Source organism: Candidatus Eisenbacteria bacterium (assembly GCA_016867495.1).
In the GTDB taxonomy this organism is placed as follows: Bacteria; Eisenbacteria; RBG-16-71-46; order CAIMUX01; family VGJL01; genus VGJL01.
This window is the reverse complement of the sequence record VGJL01000155.1, coordinates 1-6109: the sequence shown is the minus strand read 5'-3', so window position 1 is coordinate 6109 and position 6109 is coordinate 1. Positions and strand designations below refer to the sequence as shown.

Genomic DNA, 6109 nt, shown 5'->3' with positions numbered 1-6109 from the left:
CCCAGGGGGAGATGCTCGGGATCCGTCTCGCGCGGGCCTACCACGACGCTAGAGGCAACAAGAAGCGGACGGTGATCATCCCCGACTCGGCGCACGGAACGAACCCCGCCACCGCGCGGATGGTCGGGTACGAGACCCTCGAGCTCAAGTCCCGCGCCGACGGCCGGCTCGACATCGATGCCCTGCGGGAGATGGTGACGGATGAGACCGCCGCCCTCATGGTCACCAATCCAAACACGCTCGGCCACTTCGAGACGGAGATCGAGGAAGCGGCGCGGATCGTCCATGCAGTCGACGGCCTCCTCTACATGGACGGCGCGAACCTGAACGCGATGCTCGGTCTCGCCCGTCCCGGCGACATGGGAGCCGATCTCGTTCACATCAATCTGCACAAGACCTTCTCCACGCCGCACGGGGGCGGAGGCCCGGGCGCCGGGCCGGTCGGGGTCAAGCAGAGGCTCGTGCCGTTTCTCCCCGTCCCGACGATCGTCGAGAGGGCGGGGCGCTACGACCTCGACTACGACCGGCCGCAGTCGATCGGGCGCCTCCATCCGCACGTCGGCCAGGTGGGGATCATCCTCAGGGCGATGGCCTACATGCGGTCCCTGGGGAGCGAGGGGCTCGCGAGGGTGAGCCGGGCGGCGATCGTCAACGCCAACTACCTCATGAAGCTGATCGACGACGACTACCCCGTCGCATTCCCCGGTCCCTGCATGCATGAGTTCGTCGTCTCCTGCTCGTGGATGAAGAAGCACGGGGTCAAGAACATCGATGTGGCCAAGCGGATGCTCGATCTCGGGGTGCACGCCCCGACGGTGAGCTTCCCGCTGATCGTGCCCGATTGCCTGATGATCGAACCGACCGAGAGCGAGAGCAGGGCGAGCCTTGACTCGCTTGCGGAGGTCTTCCGCCAGATCGCGAGGGAGGCGAGGGAGACGCCCCAGGTCGTGATCGACGCTCCTCACGACACGCCGGTTCGAAGGCTGGACGAGGGGGGCGCGGCGCGGAAGCTCGCCGTCCGATGGATTCCCGACTCCGCGTCGGAGGGGGCGTGAGCGAGGCCGCCCTTGACTGGACGGTCCATCCTTTCCGGGCGAGGCGCCGTCTCGGATGGCTGGTGCTCCTTGCGATCCTCGCGGCGAGCGCCGTCGCGGCCTTCTGGGGACGCACCGTCTTCTGGGGCGTCTTCTCCTTCGCCGTTCTTTTTCTCTCGCTCGAGTCGTTCTACTTCCCGACCCGCTTCCTCCTCGAGGCGGAGAAGATCACGGTCTTCCGCCGCTTCTCGCGCAGCGAGCGCGAGTGGTCGGTTTTTCGCCGATGCCTCCTCGACCGCGACGGGCTGACGCTGAGCCCCTTCGCGCGGTCGAGCTGGCTCGAGGCCTATCGGGCCGTCCGTCTTCGCTTCTCGCCGGAGAACAGGGAGGCGGTCATCGCCTTCGTTCGGGAGCGTCTCGGGGAGGGAGCGGAGTGGGTCCAGGATCGAAAGTGGAAACAGGGAGCGTCGGCGGCGTAGCGCCGAAGGCGGGGGACGCCGCCGAGGATGAGAATCTCCTGACGATGATCGCGACGCGGATCGTCAAGATGGGGCTCGCCGTTCCCGCGGTCTTCTTTCTCGAGTCCTCGAAGCCGCTCTCGTTCCTGGGGAGCCAGGCGCTGGTCTTCCTGGAGCCGTTTGTGAAGGCGTTTCTCAACCTGAAGAGCTACGATCGCTTCGTGTCGCTCATGGAGGATCGCAAGAACGTGGAGCGCCTGATCGTGAGGATCGAGCAACTGGAGGGGGAACGGGCGCTGGCGGAGAAAGAAGCCAAGGCGGCCCGGCGCGCCGCAAAGGGGCAGAGAGGGGGACGGTGGTTTTGGAGAAGGAGCTGAACTACATCCTGGCGACCGACTGCGGCTCGACCACGACGAAGGCGATCTTGATCGAGCGACGCGGCGATCTCTATCGGCTCGTCGTGCGCGGAGAGGCTCCCACTACGGTGGAGGCTCCCTTCGAGGACGTGACGCGCGGGGTCCTGAACGCGATCATGGAGGTCGAGGAGCTCGCGGGCCGCAAGATTCTCGATGGCGAGCGGATCATCCAGCCCGCCACGGCCGAGCGCGGTGTCGACATCTACCTGTCCACCTCCAGCGCCGGCGGCGGACTTCAGATGATGGTGACCGGGGTCGTCAAGTCGATGACCGGCGAGAGCGCCGAGCGGGCGGCCTTGGGGGCGGGGGCGATCGTGATGGACATCATCGCGAGCAACGACGGGCGGCTGCCGCATCAGAAGATCAAGCGAATCCGCGAGCTGCGCCCCGACATGATCCTCCTCTCGGGCGGAATCGATGGGGGGACGATCACGCATGTCGTCGAGCTGGCCGAGATCATCGCGGCGGCGGACCCGAAGGCGCGGCTGGGAGCCGGCTACGAGCTGCCGATCATCTACGCGGGCAACGCCGAGGCGCGTCCCGAAATCGTGAAGAGGCTCGGCAAGACGACCGCCCTGGTCATCACCGACAACATCCGTCCCGTCATGGAGCGGGAGAACCTGATGCCGGCCCGTCACGAGATACACAACCAGTTCATGGAGCATGTCATGAAGCATGCCCCGGGATATGGGAAGCTCATGGACTGGACGGCGCCGCATCCGATCAAGCCGACACCCGCCGCCGTGGGGGACATGATCCAGGCGGTCGCCCGGCGAGAGAAGATCTCGGTGATCGGGGTCGACATCGGAGGCGCGACCACCGACGTGTTCAGCTACTTCAATGACCTCTTCATCCGCACGGTGAGCGCGAATCTCGGGATGAGCTATTCGGTTTCGAACGTCCTCGCCGAGGCCGGGCTCGCGAACATCGTCCGGTGGATCCCTTTCGAGATCGACGAGGGGGATCTGCGGAACCGGATCAAGAACAAGATGATCCGGCCCACGACCATCCCGCAAGCGCTCGAAGAGCTCTTGATCGAGCAGGGAATCGCCCGTGAGGCTCTGAGGCTCGCCTTCGAGCAGCACAAGAGCCTTGCGGTGGGGCTCAAGGGGGTCCAGAAGGAGAGGACGATCTCGGACACCTTCGAGCAGACGGCCACGGGCGAGTCGCTGATCAGCCTTCGCGGCTTGAACCTCCTGGTCGGCTCGGGAGGCGTCCTCTCGCACGCGCCGAGGCGGGTGCAGTCGGCCCTGATGATGCTCGACGCCTTCCTGCCCGAGGGGATCACGGAGCTGGCGGTCGACTCGATCTTCATGATGCCTCAGCTCGGGGTCCTCGCGGACGTGAACGACAAAGCGGCGACCGATGTCTTCGTCCACGACTGCCTTGTGCGGCTCGGGACGAGCATCGCTCCGATCGGGGCCGGCAAGGAGGGCGTGCGCTGCCTGAAGGGCTCAATCGCCCTTCCGGACGGGAAGAAGGAGGAGTTCGATCTGCCCTATGGATCGATGAAGCGGATCCTGCTCGATGTCGGACAGACTGCCGAGGCCGTCCTCGAACCGGCCAGCGGTTTCGATCTAGGGGCCGGGAAGGGGCGCACGCTCAAGATCGCCCTCAAGGGGGGGGCGGCCGGGATCCTGATCGATTGCAGAGGACGCCAGCCGTTCGTCCTCCCCAAGGAACCGGGTGAGAGAGTCCGAAAGCTCGTTGAATGGTGCACGGCCCTGGATGTCTATCCGAGTTCGTTCATGAATGTGGGCGCGCCTTCCGTAGGGCGCTAGGAGGAGGAGGGAAGGTGGCGCACGCATACACACCCGGGCTCCGCGTGACGGAAAGGACGCATATCAAGAAGGTCCGGCGCCTTCCCCTGAAGGGGACGGTCGTCGTGAGCGAGGGAGCCGCGGTCGAGGCCGAGACCGTCGTGGCCCGAACCGAGCTGCCCGGCAACGTCCAACCTATCAAGGCGGCGAGCCTGCTCGGGATCCATCAGCAGGACCTGCGCGAGTTCATGCTCAAGAAGGAAGGGGAGGCTATTGAGAAGGACGAGGTCATCGCGACGAGCAAGTCTTTCTTCGGTCTCTTCAAGTCGCACTGCCGCTCCCCCGTGAAGGGGACCGTGGAGAGCATCTCGGATGTGACGGGTCAGGTGATCATCCGGGAGCCGCCGATCCCAGTGGAGGTCGACGCGTACATCGACGGGATCGTCGCGGAGGTGATGGCGGGAGAGGGGGTCGTCGTCCAGGCCGAGGGGGCGTTCCTGCAGGGGATCTTCGGCGTGGGGGGCGAGACGGTCGGGCTTCTCGAGGTCGTGACGAACTCGCCCGAGGAGGAGCTCAGGGAGACGCATCTCCATCCCGGACTCGCGGGCAAGGTCGTCGTCGGGGGCTCGCTCGTGAGGATTCCCGCGCTGCGCCGAGCGATCGAGGTCAAGGCCAGGGCCGTCGTGGTCGGGGGATTGGACGATCAGGATCTTCGTTCCCTCCTCGGCTACGACCTTGGGGTCGCGATCACGGGACAGGAGTCGATCGGATGCACTGTCATCGTGACCGAGGGGTTCGGCCGGATGGCGATGGCCCGCAGGACTTTCGATCTGCTGGGCAGGCATCAGGGGCGCAAGGTCTCGGTCAACGGGGCGACTCAGATACGGGCCGGCGTCATGCGGCCCGAGATCGTCATCCCCATCACAGCCCAGAAGCTGGCGGGCGAGGGGAAACATGCCAGCGAGGGGCTCACGGTGGGCAGCCCGGTCCGCGTGATCCGCGTGCCCTACTTCGGGAGGCTGGGGGTCGTGGCCGATCTGCCCTCCGAACTGCGCGATCTCGAGACGGAAGCGAAGGTGCGCGTCCTCAAGGTGCGCTTCGAGTCGGGAGAGGAAGCGGTCCTTCCGAGGGCGAACGTGGAGATGATCGAGTCGTAGCCGGGGGTGCGGCCTTACGCGGATGGCCCGCCAGGCGCAAGGACTGGGGGGGAGGGTGAGGTTGACCGGCGAGACATCGGGTGATAGACTTCGTGCGCGAGGGTTTGGAGTTCTTGTCGTATGTCGTGTCTGTTTGTTCTTGAGATCCGGGGAGCGTGCGGCCTCGACGCGCGCTCCCCGTTCTGTGCTTGAAGGGGGGCGGTATGCCGAGAGGTCGTGTCAAGTGGTTCAGCGATGCGAAGGGGTATGGTTTCATTCAACAGGAGGACGGATCCCCGGACATCTTCGTGCACTTCAGCGAGATTGACGGAAGCGGCTTCCGCACCCTGCAGGAAGGGATGCTGGTCGATTTCGACATTCAGGAAGGTCCCAAGGGAATGAAGGCCGTCGCCGTTCGCAAGGCCGAGGGCTAGCGCGGGCGGTCGATCAAACGTGCGCCGCCGGGCGCTCCGGACTTGGACGCGGGGCGTCTCTCTGCTCTCCCCTTCTCGGATTCGTCTCCGGCGCCGGGGACAATTCCCCGGAGCGCGTGGCTATTGCCCCTAATTCAGCCATGGCGGAAGGAGCCGATTCTCGCGCTGAGCTTGCAACGAGTTGCCGGATAGTCGATTGCGATAATCGCTTCAACTGGTATGGCATGTGCTTTCCATGCGTGCAGGACCATGAGTCCTAGACCAGGCCCCTGCGAGATGGGATCAGGTCGTTCCGGTTCAGATCCGACGGCGCGTGGAGAGATCTAGGCAACGGGAACGACACCCTCGAGCGGGGGCTTGCCTTATCGTCCGCTGCGGCTTCCGAGCGGCAGCGCGGCCGCCCGCGGAGAGACGCCTCGCCCTCAGCCAAGGGTTTTCGCGGCACGTCCTGCTTCCGGCTTCGTTGACCCCCCCTGAATGCCGATGGTAGGGTGCGTGCACACATACTTTCGCGACCTACGAAAGGAGCGGTGTCCGTGAAGAGCGCGCCTCTCGCATGGGCGGTCCTCCTCACTCTTCTGGCGTTCGCCGGCCTGCTGGCGCTCGGGCTGCTCCTCCCTGACGGGGGCGGCGGAATCGAGCTCGGCGCGCGGGCGGTGGGCGTTCTCGAGATCTCCGGGCCGATCGACGATCCGGCGCAGGCGCTGCGCGATCTGGAGTACCTGAGGCGGGAGCGCCGCGTGAGAGCCCTCGTCGTTCGCGTCGACTCCCCCGGTGGGGAGGTCGCGGCCTCTCAGGAGATCCACGCTGCGCTCCTGCGCTTCAGGACAGAGACGGCCCTGCCCGTCGTTGCCTCCTTCGGCGGGGTCGC

At 65.8% G+C, this 6109-nt stretch carries 6 protein-coding genes and 1 pseudogene; 6 read left to right on the top strand and 1 reads right to left on the bottom strand.

What is annotated here, in order from left to right:
• The 4 genes from FJY88_11090 to FJY88_11075 form a co-directional block, all read left to right on the top strand.
• Window positions 1-1055: aminotransferase class V-fold PLP-dependent enzyme (locus FJY88_11090; GenBank protein MBM3287878.1), on the top strand; the 1055-nt coding region annotated here is incomplete at its 5' end.
• Complete coding sequence (locus FJY88_11085; GenBank protein ID MBM3287877.1) at window positions 1052-1513, top strand: hypothetical protein; 462 nt, start codon at window positions 1052-1054, stop codon at window positions 1511-1513. The genes FJY88_11090 and FJY88_11085, both read left to right, overlap by 4 nt.
• On the top strand, window positions 1486-1869 hold the full coding sequence (locus FJY88_11080) for a hypothetical protein (GenBank protein ID MBM3287876.1): 384 nt from the start codon (window positions 1486-1488) through the stop codon (window positions 1867-1869). Before FJY88_11085 ends, FJY88_11080 begins: the two co-directional genes overlap by 28 nt.
• Window positions 1854-3689: a methylaspartate mutase gene (locus FJY88_11075; GenBank protein ID MBM3287875.1), complete on the top strand. Its 1836-nt coding sequence runs from the start codon at window positions 1854-1856 to the stop codon at window positions 3687-3689. The genes FJY88_11080 and FJY88_11075 overlap by 16 nt, the downstream gene beginning before the upstream one ends.
• A gap of 423 nt (window positions 3690-4112) precedes the next feature.
• Here FJY88_11075 and FJY88_11070 read toward each other — a convergent pair.
• Window positions 4113-4223 (bottom strand): annotated as a pseudogene (locus tag FJY88_11070) (tRNA pseudouridine(38-40) synthase TruA).
• A gap of 805 nt (window positions 4224-5028) precedes the next feature.
• Here FJY88_11070 and FJY88_11065 point away from each other — a divergent pair.
• Together FJY88_11065 and FJY88_11060 are read left to right on the top strand one after the other, a co-directional pair.
• A complete protein-coding gene (locus FJY88_11065; protein MBM3287874.1) occupies window positions 5029-5238 on the top strand; it encodes a cold shock domain-containing protein in 210 nt (69 codons plus the stop codon).
• 536 nt (window positions 5239-5774) lie between these two features.
• Window positions 5775-6109: signal peptide peptidase SppA (locus FJY88_11060; GenBank protein ID MBM3287873.1), on the top strand; the 335-nt coding region annotated here is incomplete at its 3' end.